The sequence below is a fragment of the Luteimonas suaedae genome, from assembly GCF_008312895.1.
In the GTDB taxonomy this organism is placed as follows: domain Bacteria; phylum Pseudomonadota; class Gammaproteobacteria; order Xanthomonadales; family Xanthomonadaceae; genus Luteimonas; species Luteimonas suaedae.
This window is the reverse complement of record NZ_VSSP01000006.1, coordinates 55,210-69,942: the sequence shown is the minus strand read 5'-3', so window position 1 is coordinate 69,942 and position 14,733 is coordinate 55,210. Positions and strand designations below refer to the sequence as shown.

Annotated in this window: 10 protein-coding genes; 4 read left to right on the top strand and 6 right to left on the bottom strand. The window is 69.8% G+C overall.

The genetic code is table 11. The annotated features are described in order from the left end of the window. Nucleotides 1-197: 197 nt before the first annotated feature. The 4 genes from FXO19_RS10815 (at nucleotide 198) to FXO19_RS10800 (ending at nucleotide 6,225) form a co-directional block, all read left to right on the top strand. Complete coding sequence (locus FXO19_RS10815) at nucleotides 198-3,977, top strand: indolepyruvate ferredoxin oxidoreductase family protein (protein ID WP_149195108.1); 3,780 nt, start codon at nucleotides 198-200, stop codon at nucleotides 3,975-3,977. 76 nt (nucleotides 3,978-4,053) lie between these two features. After that, a complete protein-coding gene (locus FXO19_RS10810) occupies nucleotides 4,054-4,641 on the top strand; it encodes a putative glycolipid-binding domain-containing protein (protein ID WP_149195107.1) in 588 nt (195 codons plus the stop codon). A gap of 169 nt (nucleotides 4,642-4,810) precedes the next feature. After that, nucleotides 4,811-5,698 carry an SDR family oxidoreductase gene (locus tag FXO19_RS10805; protein ID WP_149195106.1) on the top strand — a complete coding sequence of 296 codons (888 nt, stop codon included), beginning with the start codon at nucleotides 4,811-4,813 and terminating at the stop codon, nucleotides 5,696-5,698. Between the two features lie 194 nt (nucleotides 5,699-5,892). Further along, entirely contained in the window at nucleotides 5,893-6,225 is a 333-nt protein-coding gene (locus FXO19_RS10800) for a hypothetical protein (RefSeq protein WP_187775736.1), read from the top strand. 28 nt (nucleotides 6,226-6,253) lie between these two features. On the opposite strand, the gene FXO19_RS10795 is transcribed toward FXO19_RS10800, so the two are convergent. The 6 genes from FXO19_RS10795 to FXO19_RS10770 all read right to left on the bottom strand — a co-directional run bounded on the left by FXO19_RS10795 (nucleotide 6,254) and on the right by FXO19_RS10770 (nucleotide 14,676). Further along, entirely contained in the window at nucleotides 6,254-7,912 is a 1,659-nt protein-coding gene (locus tag FXO19_RS10795) for a M28 family metallopeptidase (RefSeq protein WP_149195104.1), read from the bottom strand. A 62-nt stretch (nucleotides 7,913-7,974) separates the two neighbouring features. Continuing rightward, the gene (locus tag FXO19_RS10790; protein ID WP_149195103.1) at nucleotides 7,975-10,110 is read right to left on the bottom strand and encodes a S9 family peptidase; all 2,136 of its coding nucleotides are present in this window, start codon (nucleotides 10,108-10,110) and stop codon (nucleotides 7,975-7,977) included. Nucleotides 10,111-10,180: 70 nt separating this feature from the next. Further along, nucleotides 10,181-12,025 (bottom strand): hypothetical protein, encoded by a 1,845-nt coding sequence (locus FXO19_RS10785; RefSeq protein WP_149195102.1) that lies wholly within the window; start codon nucleotides 12,023-12,025, stop codon nucleotides 10,181-10,183. 30 nt (nucleotides 12,026-12,055) lie between these two features. Further along, nucleotides 12,056-12,976, bottom strand: coding sequence for an ABC transporter ATP-binding protein (locus tag FXO19_RS10780; protein WP_149195101.1), 921 nt, complete (start codon nucleotides 12,974-12,976; stop codon nucleotides 12,056-12,058). Between the two features lie 31 nt (nucleotides 12,977-13,007). Then, a complete protein-coding gene (locus tag FXO19_RS10775; protein ID WP_149195100.1) occupies nucleotides 13,008-13,418 on the bottom strand; it encodes a GntR family transcriptional regulator in 411 nt (136 codons plus the stop codon). A 130-nt stretch (nucleotides 13,419-13,548) separates the two neighbouring features. Beyond that, complete coding sequence (locus FXO19_RS10770; protein ID WP_255516384.1) at nucleotides 13,549-14,676, bottom strand: DNA topoisomerase IB; 1,128 nt, start codon at nucleotides 14,674-14,676, stop codon at nucleotides 13,549-13,551. Between the last annotated feature and the right edge of the window lie 57 nt (nucleotides 14,677-14,733).

Genomic DNA, 14,733 nt, shown 5'->3' with positions numbered 1-14,733 from the left:
CTCGCTCCCGAAGGCCGACGCGCTGACGCATCGGCTCGCTTCCGCATCCTGCGCTCCTTTCCTGGGCAACGCCAGCTGGCACGATCGCCGGCCAGGCGGCGAGGCACCCGCTGCTACAATTTCCGGCCGTTTCAGCGCCTCCCGGCAATCCCGCCGTGGCCCGCCAGCGACCCGTTCGCAAGCCGAAGATCCCCGCCATGACCCGCATTGCCGACCTTTCGCCGCCCGCATCCGCAGGCACCGGCCCGACCCACACCGGGATCGATGCCGACTACACCCTGGAACACCGGTACACCCGCGCCGAGGGCCGGATCTACCTGTCCGGCGTGCAGGCGCTGGTGCGGCTGCCGCTGATGCAGCGGCTGCGCGATCAGGCCGCGGGCCTGAACACTGGCGGCTTCGTGTCCGGCTACCGCGGCTCGCCGCTGGGCGGCTTCGACCTGGAGCTGTGGCGCGCGCGCAAGCACCTGGACGCGGCGCGGGTGAAGTTCCAACCCGGCCTCAACGAGGACCTGGGCGCGACCATGGTCTGGGGCACGCAGCAGACCAACCTGTTTCCGGGCGCGAACGTCGATGGCGTGTACGCGATGTGGTACGGCAAGGGCCCCGGCGTGGACCGCTGCGGCGACGTGTTCAAGCACGGCAACGCCGCCGGCACCGCGCGTCACGGCGGCGTGCTGGCGCTGGCCGCCGACGACCACGCCTGCCGCTCGTCGACCCTGCCGCACGGCTCGGAGGGCGAGTTCACCGCGGCGATGATGCCGATCCTCAATCCGGCCGGGGTGCAGGACATCCTCGACCTGGGCCTGCTGGGCTGGGCGATGAGCCGCTACACCGGGCGCTGGGTGGGCTTCAAGACCATCGCCGAGACGGTGGAGTCGTCGGTGTCGGTGGACGTGAACCCGTTCGCGCTGCAGATCGCCCTGCCGGACGACTTCGAGATGCCGGCCGGCGGCCTCAACATCCGCTGGCCCGACCCGCCGATGGAGCAGGAGATGCGCCTGCACCGCTACGCGGTGAAGGCGGCGCAGGCGTTCGCGCGCGCCAACCGCATCGACCGCACCGTGATCGACTCGCCGCAGGCGCGGCTGGGCATCGTCACCACCGGCAAGAGCTACCTCGACGTGCTGCAGGCGCTGGAATACCTGGGCCTGGACGCGCGTGCCTGCTTCGATCTCGGCATCCGCGTGTACAAGGTCGGCATGACCTGGCCGCTGGAGCCGGTGGGCATCCATGCGTTCGCACGCGGGCTGCAGGACATCCTGGTGGTGGAGGAGAAGCACGCCTTCATCGAGAGCCAGATGAAGGAACTGTTCTACAACTTCGACGGCCAGCGCCCGAGCATCGTCGGCAAGTACGACGAGGCCGGTGAGTGGATCCTGCCCTCGACCGGCGAGCTCACGCCGGCGCGCATCGCCGGCGTGATCGCGCGCCGCATCCAGCGTTTCCATGACTCCGAGCAGATGCGCCAGGTGCTGGCGTGGATGGAACAGAAGGAAGGCGAGCTGGCCCTGCCGCGGGCGCAGTTCCCGCGCGTGCCGCACTACTGCTCGGGCTGCCCGCACAACACCAGCACCCGGGTGCCGGAGGGCTCGCGCGCGCTCGCCGGCATCGGTTGCCACTACATGGTGACGTGGATGGACCGCGACACCGACACCTTCACCCATATGGGCGGCGAAGGCGTCACCTGGGCCGGGCAGGCGGCGTTCACCGACACCCCGCACGTGTTCCAGAACCTCGGCGACGGCACCTACTTCCATTCCGGTTCGCTGGCGATCCGGCAGTCGGTCGCGGCCGGGGTCAACATCACCTACAAGATCCTCTACAACGACGCCGTGGCCATGACCGGCGGGCAGCCGGTGGACGGCACCCTCACCGTGCCCGACATCGCCCAGCAGATGCGCGCCGAGGGCATCGCGACGATCGTCGTGGTCAGTGACGACATCGGCAAATGGTCGAAGCCGGAGTTATTCCCCTCGGGCGTGGAGTTCTTCGACCGCAAGGAACTCGACGCGGTGCAAAGGCGCCTGCGCGAGGTGAAGGGCGTCTCGATCCTGATCTACGACCAGACCTGCGCCACCGAGAAGCGCCGCCGCCGCAAGCGCGGCAAGCTCGAGGACCCGGCCAAGCGGGTGTTCGTCAACACCCTGGTCTGCGAAGGCTGCGGCGACTGCGGCAAGAAGAGCTTCTGCGTCTCGGTACTGCCGCAGGAGACCGAGTTCGGGCGCAAGCGCGCCATCGACCAGTCCAACTGCAACAAGGATTATTCCTGCGTCGAGGGCTTCTGCCCCAGCTTCGTCACCGTGCACGGCGGCCAGCCGCGCAAGGGCCGCAAGGTTTCCGCCGCCGAACGCCTCGAGAACCTGCCGCTGCCCGCGTTCGAGACCGACCTGTCGCAGCCCTGGAACATCCTGATCACCGGCGTCGGCGGCACCGGCGTGGTGACCATCGGCGCCCTGCTGGGGATGGCCGGGCATCTGGAAGGCCGCGGCTCCACCGTGCTCGACCAGACCGGCCTGGCGCAGAAGGGCGGCGCGGTCACCACCCATATCCGCATCGCGCGCACGCCCGCCGACATCCATGCCGTGCGCATCGCCGCCGGCGAGGCCGACCTGGTACTCGGCTGCGACATGGTGGTGGTGAACGATTACTGGGCGCTGTCGAAGATCCGCGCCGGCCGCAGCCAGGTGGTGCTCAACACCTGGGAGGCGATGCCCGGCACCTTCACCACCCGTCCGGACATGGAGTTCCCGGCCACCGACATCGTCGCCGCCATCCAGGGCGCGCTCGGCGGCGAAGCGCCGCTGCTGGTCGACGCCACCCAGCTCGCCACCGCGCTGATGGGCGACGCCATCGCCGCCAACCTCTTCATCCTCGGCTACGCCTGGCAGCGTGGCCTGGTGCCGCTGTCGTTCGAGTCGCTGATGCGCGCGGTGGAACTCAACGGCGCCGCGGTGGAGATGAACAAGACCGCCTTCGCCTGGGGCCGCCTGGCCGCACTCGACCTCGGCGCCGTGCAGGAGGCCGCCGGCATCGTCCGCAATGCGCCCACCGCCGCCGAGTCCACCCCCGGCGCACTGCAGGCGCTGCCGCCCGGCGAATGGGAAAGCGCCGAATGGGGCGCCACCAGCGCACCGAAACCGTCACGCAACGGCGACGACCTGCGCCACCTGCCCGCGCACGATGCCGCCGCCGAAGGCGCTCGGGAGTCCTCCCTTCTCCCGCCCGCGGGAGAAGGTGGCCCGCAGGGCCGGATGAGGGCCGCCGCCGAAGGCGGCGTCGCCTTCCTCCCACTCGACGACCTGCGCCTGTCGCGCTCGCTCGACGAGCTGATCGCCCGCCGCATAGCCTTCCTCACCGACTACCAGAACGCGAGGTACGCCAAGCGCTATGCCGACTTCGTCGCGCAGGTGCGCGCCGCCGAGCAGGCACGGGCCCCCGGCAGCACCGACCTGTCCGAGGCCGTCGCCCGCTACTTCTTCAAGCTGATGGCCTACAAGGACGAATACGAAGTCGCGCGCCTGTACACCAGCGGCGATTTCCGCCGCCGCATCGAACAGCAGTTCGAGGGCGACTACACCGTGCGCTTCCACCTCGCCCCGCCACTGCTGGCGAAAAAGAACGACAAGGGCGAACTGCAGAAGCAGGAGTTCGGCCCCTGGGTGTTCAGGGCCTTCGGCGTGCTGGCGAAACTGCGCGGCCTGCGCGGCACAGCGCTGGACATCTTCGGCTATACCGAAGAACGCCGGCTGGAGCGCCGCCTGATCGACGACTACGAACGCACCATCGGCGGTCTGCTGGAGAAACTCGACAGCGGCAACGCCGCCCTCGCCGCCGAGATCGCCGGCATCCCCGAGCACATCCGCGGCTACGGCCACGTCAAGGAAGCGCACCTGCACGCGGCCAAGGCGCGCGAGGCCGAATTGCTGAAGGAGTGGGACAACCCGCTGCGGGTGGTGCAGGTGCAGGCAGCCTGAGCCGTGCTCGGCGGCACGAGCCCGCCGCAGCGCGCGGCGGAAGTTCGCGGTAGAGACCAGATGCGCGAGGAGGCACATGGCGACGGAAAATTCCGCGATTCTATGGCGCCGGCTGGATACGCCGGGCCACGATGCCTGCCGCCTGATCCAGCGCGATGACGGCTGGAGGCTGCAAGGTTCGGCGGCCTTCCTGCACGAAGATGGCAGTCCGGCGTGCGCCTGCTACGAGGTGGATTGCGACCGCGAATGGAGGACCCGCCGTGGCCGGGTGCGTGGATCGATCGGTGCGCGCAGCCTCGACCTGCACATCGAGCGTGCAGACGATGGGCAGTGGAGGCTCGACGGCAAGGCGGTCGACGGGATGGATGGGCTACTCGACCTGGACCTCGGCTTCACTCCCGCCACGAACCTGCTCCAGCTGCGGCGGATCGCACTCGACACCGGACAGACCGCAGACGTGCCGGTCGCGTGGCTGGATCTTCCCGAGCGCGGTTTGCGGACGCTGCAGCAGCGCTACGAGAGGCGCGCGCGCGGAGCGTACTGGTACGAGGCGCCGGAGTACGGATATTCCGCGCTGCTGCGCGTGAACGTGTTGGGCTTCGTCGAGGACTACCCACAGCTGTGGCGGATGGAAGCGCGCGACGGCAATCCCCCGGCCGATTGATGAGCGCTTGCGGGGCACCGACCCTCGCGGCCTGCGGCGACAGGCAGCCGGTTGCCCCGATCGACCAGCGCATCCCTTGCAGCGGCCGAAGCATCCTGCCCGGATTCGCGCTGCCGTGACTCCCGACGGCCTACCTTGGGCGGCTCCCACCCCCGCGAGGAACAGCCACATGAACGCGAAACACAAACCGCTCGACGAACAGGTCATCGTGGTCACGGGAGCGTCCAGCGGCATCGGCCTAGCCACGGCGCTGCTGGCCTGCGAACGTGGCGCGACGGTCGTGTTGATCGCCCGCAGCGAGACGGTGCTGCGCGAAGTCAACGCCGACATCGCCGCCCAGGGCGGTCGCGCCGACCTGATCTGCGCCGATGTCGCTGACCGCGCCGCGGTCGAGCAGGCTGCGGCGACCTGCGTGCAGCGCCACGGCCGCATCGACAGCTGGGTGAACAATGCCGGCGTCGCGATCTTCGGCCGGCTCGAGGAGGTCAGCGAGGAGGACAACCGGCGCCTGTTCGACACCAACTTCTGGGGCGTGGTGAACGGCAGCCTGGCGGCGCTGCCGCACCTGCGCGCCAGCGGCGGCGCGCTGATCAACGTCGGCAGCGAGGTGTCCGACGCGGTGCTCCCGCTGCAGGGCATGTACTCGGCCAGCAAGCACGCGGTAAAGGGCTTCACCGATGCGCTCCGCGTGGAGGTGGAACAGGTGGAGGAGGCACCCGTCTCGGTCACGCTGATCCAGCCGACGGCGGTGAACACGCCCTATCCGCAGCACGCACGCAACTACATGGATCGCGAGCCGAAGCTGCCGGATCCGCAGATCGATCCGTTCCAGGTCGCAGAGGCGATCCTCGAGGCCGCGACCGACGGCGGCCGCGACTACAAGGTCGGCGCCATGGCGAAGATGAACACCTCGATGGCGAAGCTGCTGCCGAAGATCGCCGACCGCTTCTCGGCCAGGCAGGCAGGTCGCCAGCAGCAGGAGGCATCGCCGCGCCAGCCACAGGGCGCGCTGTACCGGGCGAGCAACGACGGCCGCGTGCACGGGCACCGGCCGTGACGCACCGACCATCGAGGTGGCAGGTTTAGACAACGTGCGGAGAGCCGCGGATCCGACGGCGCCAACCGGAACGGGTGCACGCGGACACGGGTTAGACTCGCCAGACCGAACGACAAGGAGACGTTGTGAGAAGTTTTCCGGCCCTGGTTTTGCTTCCTGCCGCCCTGTTCGCCTGTGGCGGCCTTGCGGAGGCGATGGATGACGCGCCCGGCGCACGCCACTTCGGCGTGGGCGAGCAGATCCCGGTGACGCTGACATTGCACACCAGCAACGGCGAGCCGCGCGGCAGGCAGACCCCGATCTACTCGAAGTACCGGCCAACCGTCAGCTTCGCCGGCGGGCCCGAGGTTGTCTGTTCGGTCGCCATCCCGCGGGACGTGCGCAGCATCGCGCCGGGACAGACCGCCGATGCGACGCTCGGCTGCCAGGAAGCAATTTCGGTCGGTCCGGACTCGGCGGGCTTCGTCGTCATCGAAGGCAACAAGCAGGTCGGCGTGGGCGAGGTGCGGCTGCCGCCAGCCCCATAGGGCGGCACGCGCCGCTGGGACGCGGCGATCAACGCGCCGGCGTGTCGCGGGCAGCCTTGGTCTTGTCGCGCTCGGCCGCGAACTCGCTGCCGGCGTCCCATTCCGGCCACGCATCGCCATCGGCGATGGTGCGTACCAGACGGTACACCACCCGGGTGTCGGCGGTCGGCCCGCGCATGTCCCAGTCGTCGCCGAACTCGTCGCCGGGCTGATGGTAGCGATGGGTGAAGTAGTCGGCGCGGGCAGCCTTGCCGCCTTCCACGCCGCCTTCGATCTGGTCCATGCCGGGACCGATGGTGATCGCCGGCACCCCGGCCTGGGCGAAGGCGAAATGGTCGGCGCGGTAGAAGAAGCCGGCCTCGAGATTGGGATCGGGCGAATAGCTGCGGCCGTCTTGCTCGGCAGCGGCCTTCAGGCTGCGCTCCAGCGAGACCTTGCCGACGCCCCAGGAGGAAATGTCATGCGTGGGGCCGTCGGGACTCCACATTTCGAGGTTGAGCACGGCCGCGGTAGTTTCCAGCGGCCGCAGCGGGTTGGCGGCGTAGTAGTGGGCGCCGAGCAGGCCGTTTTCCTCGGCGGTGAGGGCGAGGAACAGCAGGCTGCGCGCCGGCCGTTCGCCGGCGGCGAAGACGCGCGCCAGTTCGATCAGCGAGGCGACGGCGGTGGCGTTGTCGACCGCGCCGTTGATGATCGCATCGCCGCTGTCGTCCGGCTCGCCGATGCCGAAGCTGTCCCAGTGGCCGGAGAGGATTACGGTCTCGTCGGCGCGATCGGTGCCGGGCAGCAGGCCGGCGACGTTGCGGCTGACGATGCGGTCGCGCTTGACCTTGAAGCCGATGGACAGGGCGGCATCGCCGAGCGCATGGCCGGTGAAGCCGTCCTGCTGCGCGGCGTGCTTGGCCCGGTCGAAGTCGAACCCGGCATCGGCGAACAGCTGCACGGCGGGCTCACGCTGAATCCAGCCGCGCACCGGCAGGTGATACGTCTCGGCATCCTCGCGCACGATGTCGTACTGCGGCGCGGCGCGGCCGTTGCGCACCGTGGCCCAGGGGTAGGACGCCGGTTCGGTCTCGTGCACGATCAGCACGCCGGCGGCGCCGCGGCGCGCCGCCTCCTCGTACTTGTAGGTCCAGCGGCCGTAGTAGGTGATGGCGCGACCGCCGAACTTGCCGGGCTGCTCGCGCTCGAAGTCGGGATCGTTGACCAGCACCACGACGATCTTGTCCTCGACGTCGAGCCCGGCGTAGTCGTCCCAGCCCAGCTCCGGCGCGGTGATGCCGTAGCCGGCGAAGACCAGCGGCACCTCGCGCAGGTCGACGCGCTCGCCCGGGCGCAGCGTTTCGACGGCGATGTCGTCGCCGTTGGCGAAAACACGGGTGTCGCCGGCGACGTGCAGCGAAGCCTCGACCGGGCCGTCGATCTCGCTGCGTTCCAGCGTCACCGCGTGGGTCCAGCCGCCGTCGTCGCCGGCCGGCTGCAGGCCGGCGCGCTCGAACTGCTCGCTGATGTAGGCGACGGTCTTGTCCTCGCCGGGCGTATTCGGCGCCCGGCCCTCGAATGCGTCGGAGGCGAGCACCCGCAGGTGCTGCGCGAGATTGTCGGCGCGGATGTCGCCGCCGGGCACGTCGTCGGCACAGGCCGTCAGAAGGAACAGTCCAAGGAAGAGACAGGGGGTGCTGCGGGTCATGGAGGGCTCCGTCCGGTTCGGACCGACAGACTACGCGATGCGGCGCGGCGGACAGTGGCCGGTTACGGGCTGTCGGGCCGCGGATTCCGCTTCGCTTCACCGGCCGATGGCCGATGCATGTGCAGGTCGTGCCCGGTCATGCGCAGGTTGCGGTCGAGATACCGGCGCAGATCATTGCGCGGCGGTGCCGGCGCCGCACCGCCCAGATGTGCCTGCAGCACGCTTTCGAGCAGATAGAGGCTGGCTTCCAGGTAGAGCGGGTCGTCACTGGAGTGAGCGGCCTGCGGATCGATCAACAGGCTGACATCCTTGTCCAGCAGTTTCAGCCGCGCCGCATATTCGATGACGCCGCTGATCGCCACGCGACGGTCCTCGCCGCCGGCGATCAACAACAGGGGCCGGCGCAGCCGTGCGGCATTGGCCAGGGGCGACTGCGCATGCAGGCGCGCCATCGTTGCCTCGTCGGCGATGTCGAGCGACAGCATGCGCAGCACCGTCGTCAACGGGACATGGCGCGACAGCGACAGCGCTTCGGCGTTGCGTGCGGTCCAGCGCAGGTTCCAGCCGAATTCCGGCGGCGGCACCATCGCGACGCCGACCTTGAACAGCTCCGGCGAAAAGGTCAGGCCGAGCAGCGTCGAATAGCCGCCGAAGGAGGCGCCGACGATGCCGACGCGCTGCGCATCGCCGATGCCTTGCGCCAGCAAATGGCGCACGCCGTCGACGATGTCCCGGTGCACCCGTCCGTTGCCGTAGTCGCCCTGCGCGGCGAAGATGTAGTCGCGGCCGTAGCCGGTCGAGCCGCGGAAGTTCGGCTCGAACACGGCGTAGCCGCGATTGACGATGAACTGCGAGAATCTGCCGTACTCGGGCTGCGCGTGGCTCCACGGTCCGCCGTGCACGTTGACCACCAGCGGCACCCGCGCCGGATCGGCGCCCGGCGGCAGCAGCAGGAAGCCGTGCAGACGCATGCCGTCGGACGCGCGCCAGACGACCGGGATCTTGCGTGCCAGCGCCGACGCCGGCAGCCACAGCCCCGGCCTGTCGTCGAGTTGCCGCAGCGGCGGCTCGTCGAGCAGCCTGCGAAACCGCCCGGTGCGCGGATCGTGGAGATGCCAGCGCTCGCCCTGCAGCGAGCTGCCGCGTTCGTTCACCAGCCAGTGCGCGTCGGCGCCGACCCCGACCTGGATGCGCAACTGGCGCTGCGGGAACTGCCTTGCGATCGCCGCGACCCGACGGCTCGTGTCGTCGGTCAGCCCGTAGCTGGCCGCCTCGATGCTGCGATAGCTGGCGATCAGGGGCCGCCGGCTGATCGGGTCCAGCACCAGATCGGCGAGATCGGCATCGCCGTGCGGATCGGCGTGCAGCGTGTGTACTGCACGCTGCGCATCCAGCCGCAGCAACCGTGACAGGCTGCCGCCGGGATCGCCGTGCAGCAGCAGTTCGCCGCGATCGCCGGTGACCGGCAGCAGGTCGCAACGATGCATGCTGCCGCAGCGCAGAACCTCGTGCAGCCCGCCCGGCGCAGCGACCCGGTGGATCACGAGGGCTTCGCCCTCGACCCGGCTCAGGAACGCCAGTCGACCGTCCGGGTGGAGCGCGAAGCCGGCGATCCGATGCGTGTCCGCATGCAGCACTGTACGCCGGCCCCGCATGTCCACCCGCAACAGGCGCCAGTGCGCCGGCGCGCCCTGCCGCGGGGCGGGCGATCGCTCGAGCGCGATGATCGCCGCCGGATGCGTCGCGTCGACGGTCTGCAGCTCGCGGCGAACGCGATCGCCGAGCGCGGTCACCAGGCTCGAGCCGGCCTGGCCCGCCGTCGCCAGCGCAAACAGCTGCCGCGGCGACTCGAGCAACAGCCAGCGACCATCGCGCGTCCAGTGCAGCTGTCGTGCCGCCGTGTCCGCCAGCAGCCGGTGCGCGCGGCCGTCCATGGTCGGCTGCAGCCAGACTTCGCGATGGCGACCGTGCTCGCGCAGCCAAGCGACCCGGCGCCCGTCCGGCGACAGGGTGACGGCCTCGATCGCCGGACGCACGAGAAAGTCGCTGCGCTGGAAACGCAGCGCCGGCACACGGGCGCGCTCGACGGCGACGGCGGCATGCAGCCTGGCGGCATCGTCTGCGCTGGCCGGCGCGGCGGCGAGCAGCGCGAACACGAAGGCGTACAGCACCCCCGGCGCGTTCGGGAACGCGAGCATAGGTCTCTCCTGCGAAGCCGGACCGAAGGCGACCGGCGACGGGATCAGCGAATCGTGGTGCGGATCGTGGTCATGCCGTCACGGGGTCGAGGTGGGTCCGAGCCTGCGCCGGTACGCGTTGTGGATACAGCAGCCACAGGCTCGCCAGGGCAGGCAGCCCGATCAGCCCGCAGCTCAGGACCCAGGCCGCACGCGCCGGCACCGACAGCGTTTGGCGGCGGGTCAGCCACAACGCCGCCAATAGCGACAGCAGCATCAGCGCGCCGGCCAGCGCCCGCACGCTGCGCGGCACCGGCGGCGGATTCGTCGCGCGTAGCGGATCCGCGCCGGCGAACAGTTCGGTCGCGGCCCGGCGCAGTGCATACATCGCCGGCGACGGCCACCAGGCGCGGTATCGATGCAGTGCCGGATAGTCATACGCGATCGCGCGCCGCGCGACCGTCTCGGCGCGTCCGGCATCATCCACCCGCAGCAGGGTCTGGTAAGGCGCGGCACCGAGCAGGTCGTCCGGACGGCGGGTGAAGGAGAAGGACACCAGATAACCGCCGACCAGTTCGATCAGGTCGAGATTGCGCAGATCACCGAACGCGCCCGGGATCGGCACCCGTTGTCGTGGCGACAGCAGGCCATCGTCCTCCAGCACGGCACGGGCGTCGAAGAAGTACAGCGCACGGTCGCTGATCACGCCGATGCTCTCGCCGACCGGCGCCACGCCGGCCATCATCTCGCCGGCCGGCAGCCGGATCCGCTGCCGCACCTGCTGGCTTTCGCTGGCGTACTGGTACAACCCGCCGCCGGCGATCAACACCGCATCGCCTTCGCGCAGCCCAGGCAGATCGCCCGCCGCCAGCGCCGGCGCCGGAAACGCCGCATGGCCGGGTCCGACGCCGAGCACACCGGCGCGACGCCGGTCGGCGAGCCCGTAGCCTTCGTAGCGCATGCCGTCGTGACTGAACACCCAGCGCAGGCGCCGCTCGCCGTCGTCGAACTCCATCGGCATGACGTTGGTCAGTTCGTTGCGAACGGGCGCGACCTCGATCTGGGTGCCGACGCCGTAGATCTCCGAAAGTGCGACCTGCTCGCGCCACAGCGGCGCCTCGGGCGCGGCACTGGCGGCCAACCCGGCCAGCATCCTGTCGCGGCCGCTCATGCGCTCGCTTTCGTTGTGCCCGCCGGGCGGCGGCGTACCGGTGTTGTTGGCGTGGCTGCCCTGCATGATCCACAGCATCTCGACACCGAATCCCAGCAGCAGGATCAGCAGATACACCCCCATCTGCAGCGGTAGCGCAGTGGCGATCACGAGGGGCGCCGAGCGCAGCGGCGCGCTTCGGTCGGGCCTGAAGACCGCCGCCACCATCACCGTCAGCCACAGCAGCACCAGCGCCTGCAACGCCAGGGCGCCGGTGCCGGTAGCGCCGCCGATCCCCAGCAGGATCAGCGGCACCAGCGCGCAGGCGGCATAGCGACGATTGGCGAGCGCGCAATAGGCACCGGCAAGATAGCCACACGCGACGATCAGCAGCGTGGCGAGCGGCAACAGCCAGTGGCGGGCGTCGACCACGCGTGCGGTCATCAGCGCCTGCTGGCCGGCAAGGGCCAGGATCGGCATCGCGATCGCAACGGCGAGCGCCACGATGCCGGCCGCGAGCAGTGCGGCTGCGATTCTGCCGTTCGGCAGCGGCCGGTGCAGCAGGTTGAGCCAGACGCTCGGACGCCGATAGCCGCCCATCTGGTAAAGCCCCAGCAGCAATCCGGCCAATGCGTACCCCGCACCGAACACGCGATAGACCAGCAGCGGCTGTTGCGTCAGGTCGACCACGCGCGTCAGGAAGGCCAGCACCAGCAGGTGCAGCGCGGCAAAGGCGATGACCCAGGTGCGAAAGCGCAGCAGTTCGGCCTTGAACAGGTTCCACATGTCGTCTTCTCTCGCCAGCGACGGTTGCGTTCAGGCCCGGGCCGGCGCCGCGTGATCCTTGGCCAGAAAGCCGTTGATCGCGCGATCCAGGCTGACCTGCATGCACTGTGCCGAGCGTGCCCCGTGGGCGCGCAGGAACTCGGCGAAGTCCTCGTCCTGGTCCAGCACCAGATAGTGGTGCAGGCCATCCAGGCGCTGGGCCTGCAGCAGGCCGGGTACGGTGCCCGGTTCTGGCCCACGGAACGGGATGTCGGCGACCCAGTGGGTGACGCGCGCGCAAAATTCCTCGGGCGCCGACATGTGCTTCAGCTGGCCACGCTCGAGAATGATCAAGTTGTCGGCGACGCGCTCGATCTCCTCCATCTGGTGCGAGCAATAGATCACCGTGCAGTCATCGGCGGCGTTGCCGTACAGCAGCGATTCCAGGAACGCGCGCTTGGCCACCACGTCCAGCCCCAGCGTGGGTTCGTCGAGCACCAGCAACTCCGGCCGTTGCGCCAGTGCCAGGGCCAGATTGAAGCCGGCGCGCTCGCCGCGCGACAGCTCGCGGATCTTCTGCTCCGGCAGCACGTGATAGTGGCCGATGACCTCGTCGAATGCGGACTGGCTCCAGCGTGGATAGTGGCTGCGCTGCATTGCGATCACCGCCGACATCGTCATCCAGGCCGGCAGGGTGTGCTCTTCATTGACGAAGCCGATGCGGCCGCGGTCCTCGGGCGAGAGCCGGCGGCTGTCGCGGCCGAGGATGCGCGCCTGCCCGGCATCGGGAGACAGGAACCCCAGCAGAATCCGGAACAGCGTCGACTTGCCGGCGCCGTTGGCGCCGACGATGGCGTGAATGCGCCCGCGGGGAATCCGCAGGTCGAGACGATCGAGCGCCAGCTTGTGCCCGTAGCGCTTGCTCAATGCGACGGTCTCGATCACGTACTCGGAAGCTGTCAGGTCGGTCATGGTCATCCGGCATCGGAAGCGAGCGGGGCGGTCACGCGGTCTTCTTCGGCGCCAGCACGCGCAGTTCGCGGTCCAGGCGTGCGAGTGCGCGTTCGGGCGGATAGTCGAGCGCGGCCACCTCGTGCACGAAGCGCTGGATCGCCTCGTCGAGACGGCGGTCGCGCTCGCTGTCGCTCAGGCGCTGGCGCGGCGCGGCGACATAGAAGCCCAAGCCTTGGCGCGCATCGAGCCATCCTTCGGTCGCCAGCTCGGCGTATGCCTTGGCGACGGTGTTCGGATTGATGGTCAACTGCTGCGCCAGGCCGCGCACGCTCGGCAGCTGCGCGCCGGGGGTCAGTTCGCCGGTGGCGATCTTCATCCGCACGCCGTCGACGATCTGCCGGGTGATCGGGCGCGGATCGCCGGTGGCGATCTGCAGCATCAATGCGCTGGTACGGGCCATGGGACCTTCGGATCAACCGCTCATCTGTACTATTAGTAATAGTACAGTTGGTGCTCGACTTGTCAAGCGGCGCCGCCCTTTTCGCCGCGGCGGACGGCGCTGCAACGCCGGTGGGACCGCAAGTCCCGTGCTAGAGCTTTGATCTGCTCGCCGATCGCGGGCCTGGGCGCGTCGATTTCGTCGCCCCGGCAGCGCGGCGAGCGCGGGCCAGGAAGCGCAACGTCGCCTGCTCCCATTGCCGCGCGCCGCGTGCGTTCGCGGCGGCCTGCGCGAGCGAGCCGTCCTCCCAGCCGGCGAATACCCGCGGATCGATATAGGCCTTGCGGCACACTGCCGGGGTGTTGCCGAGGACTTCGGCGACCGCCTTGATCACTCGGTTGCGCACTTCGGCAAGCGCGCGTTCGCTGGAGACGTCGCCACGCACCGGTTCGGGCAGCGGCGTGGCGGCGAGTTCGCGGAACGCGTGCAGGGTGCCGCCCCAGGTGCGGATGTCCTTGGCGGTGAAATCGGCGCCGGCCGCGGCGCGCAGGTACTTGTTGACGTCGCCCGAGTCCACCGGCTGCACGCCGCCGTCGTCGTCGCGGTACTGGAACAGCGCCTGCCCCGGCAGCTCCTGGCAGGCGCGTACGAGTTTCACCAGGCGCGCATCGTCGATCTCCAGGTCATGCGCCTGCCCGCCCTTGCCGCGGAACTTCAGCCGGGCGCGGCCGCCGCGCAGGAACGCCACGTGGCGGTCACGCAGCGTGGTCAGGCCATAGGAGCGGTTCTCGCGCACGTAGCTATCGTTGCCCACGCGCGCCAGGGTGTCGAGCATCAGCGACACCACGATCGCCAGCACCTTTTCGCGCGGCAGGCCGGGACGCTTGAGGTCGGTGCGCAGGCGCCGGCGCAGCTTCGGCAATCTCCGCGCGAACGCGACCAGACGCTCGTACTTGCCGGCGTCGCGCACCTGCGCCCAATGCGGATGGTAGCGGTACTGCTTGCGGCGGCGCGCGTCGCGACCGGTCGCCTGCAGGTGGCCACGCGGGCTGGTGCAGATCCACACCTCGGTATAGGCCGGCGGGATCGCCAGCGCGCGGATCCGGGCCAGGGTCTTCGCATCGCGCACCAGGCTGCCGTCCGGCATCCGGTAACAGAAGCCGCGGCCGGCGCGTCGGCGCGAGATGCCGGGCTCGTCGTCGCAGACATAGACCAGGCCCGCGTCGGCGGCGTCGGCTTCAGGGGTTCCGGGCGGTCCGGCTGCGGCGCGGGCGGGCATGCGCCGACGATGCGGCATGACTGCGTCAACGCCGCGCAAACGCGATGTCCCTCGTCG